The 1,897-nt window shown below is 32.9% G+C and carries 4 protein-coding genes; 3 read left to right on the top strand and 1 reads right to left on the bottom strand.

The features are described 5' to 3' along the window. The coding region (locus EVI01_RS13365; protein ID WP_261766408.1) for a YopX family phage-derived protein at positions 1-302 on the top strand (302 nt) is incomplete at its 5' end. Further along, positions 303-500 carry a hypothetical protein gene (locus EVI01_RS13360; RefSeq protein WP_010720126.1) on the top strand — a complete coding sequence of 66 codons (198 nt, stop codon included), beginning with the start codon at positions 303-305 and terminating at the stop codon, positions 498-500. It begins immediately after the preceding gene. 129 nt (positions 501-629) lie between these two features. Here EVI01_RS13360 and EVI01_RS13355 read toward each other — a convergent pair whose 3' ends face one another. Beyond that, positions 630-1,436: a DUF4393 domain-containing protein gene (locus tag EVI01_RS13355; RefSeq protein ID WP_010751836.1), complete on the bottom strand. Its 807-nt coding sequence runs from the start codon at positions 1,434-1,436 to the stop codon at positions 630-632. A 72-nt stretch (positions 1,437-1,508) separates the two neighbouring features. On the opposite strand from EVI01_RS13355, the gene EVI01_RS14305 reads away from it, so the two are divergent. Beyond that, positions 1,509-1,883: a hypothetical protein gene (locus EVI01_RS14305; RefSeq protein ID WP_010720124.1), complete on the top strand. Its 375-nt coding sequence runs from the start codon at positions 1,509-1,511 to the stop codon at positions 1,881-1,883. Positions 1,884-1,897 lie beyond the last annotated feature (14 nt).

Below are 1,897 nucleotides of genomic sequence, written 5' to 3'. Positions count from 1 at the left end.
GGTTGATCACTCATGCTGAAATGTCTCCAGATAAATATGTCCTCATGCAATCCACAGGACTGAAAGATAAGAATGGTGTGGAGATTTTTGAAGGGGATATAGTAGCAATTGAAAATCATCCTTTCCAGAAGAAAAAAGGCGATATGGGCGTAGGAATGGAGATTAATGGAAACTATGAAATCGGATGGGAAAAGCATGATTTAACGTGGTGCGCAGGTAGTTTATTACTAGCTAGGCTAAAACCCTATGTACGTGTCATCGGAAATATCTATGAGAATCCAGAATTGTTGGAGGCGGATTGAATGAAAGCAAAAGAACTAATACCAATTTTACAATTAAATCCAGAAGCAGAAATCATTGTATCAACTGTGGAGTATTACGAACGCAGTTTTCAAGATGTCGGATATAAGCGGGGAGAAAGTCAAGCAGTCAGAAATGTAAATATCGATAACGATAATAATCTCATCCGTTTAGAAGGCGGAAAAGTGAGTACGTTATGAAGGAGGAATAATATGAATTTATTAATTACACTTATTGTTATGGTCATTACAAATGTAATTTTTTATAGATGGTATACAAGCGAACTAACTAAGGAACTCAAAAAAATAGAGGATAGAGTAGATAAAAAGTTACTCATCCTCATTAGAAAAAATCATTGAGCAAAATTGTTGTCCCAATGTAGTAATTTTTATCGAACCTCGTATACATCTAATATTAAACTCAGCATTTTTAAAAAATGGATCTTGTTTATATGTTTCTTTCATTGATTCTGTAATTGATTTATAAAAATATGAACTTTCAAATTGGTTGTAAATATCAATGCTTTTTTCATTTGCAAGTCCAATCTGTTGTCTAATTTCAATTAAACCATACGATTGAAGCGTTTCTATAGTAGGGTTTGCGCTATCGGGATTTAAAGGATCGAATAGAATCAAATCATTAACATGCGTGATTCCTTTGCCATCCATTTTTTCTACTCTGAGAGAAACTGTAGGATGCACAGGGTTTAAATAAATTTTAGATAATAAATCAGCATCTGTGGTAGTTAATTCTGAAAGAATAGTTGAAAACCTTGGGGAAGCATTTGAATTTTTTCGATTATCAATTAAACCGGCTAATAAGTTAGCAAAATACTCACGCATATCTTCTTCTTCGATTTGGTATCGTGAATCTTCCATTGTTTTAAGAGCAAGTCCAAATTTTGATGTATCGCGATTTTCATCAGGTATACTTTCAGTTTTAGTATTGAGTTTATTGACAAAATCTTGATAGGATTTTTCGCTTGTTACATTAAGTCTCCGAAGAGGACCCATTACGTAGTTAACTATACCCCCAAGACCCTCGCCAATAGATTTTGTTGCAGGTCCTAAAGTATTGACAATCAATTCTTTAGGAATAAGTTCGATATTAATAAGGGAACCTTTTTCATCTGACATATTACCATCTCCTTTTTAATAAAAGTATACCAAAAAAGTATCAAATTTTTAATTTATTATGGAGGAATTAGAATGAACAACAGACGCCGCAGAGTAGCAAAACTAAAGAAGCAAGAGCTGAATGCAGCGAAAGCAAATTTTGAGAGTGAATATGGAGTTTCTGCAGAACAAGCAATTGAATTAGTAGATATTTTTGTTAAAACAGTAGCTGAGACGGTAGGAACCATCTTTCAAAATATTGGAAAAGCATTCTGCAATATAGGAACGATATTATCGAATATTAACAATGCAAAGGAAGGGAATAATGATTACCAATATTATTTCAGCAGGAATCATCTTAATTCTGCTAGTAAGTACTGTAAGCCAACAAGTAGAACTAAAACATCTGAAACGAGAAAACCAATTAATGAAAAACATGTTACAAAAAACGGAGTTTTCATTCTTTGATGAATTAGATAAAT

The organism is Enterococcus villorum (genome assembly GCF_007990225.1).
GTDB classification, from domain to species: domain Bacteria; phylum Bacillota; class Bacilli; order Lactobacillales; family Enterococcaceae; genus Enterococcus_B; species Enterococcus_B villorum.
The sequence above is the reverse complement of the archived record's forward strand: the minus strand, read 5'-3'. Positions and strand labels throughout refer to the sequence as shown.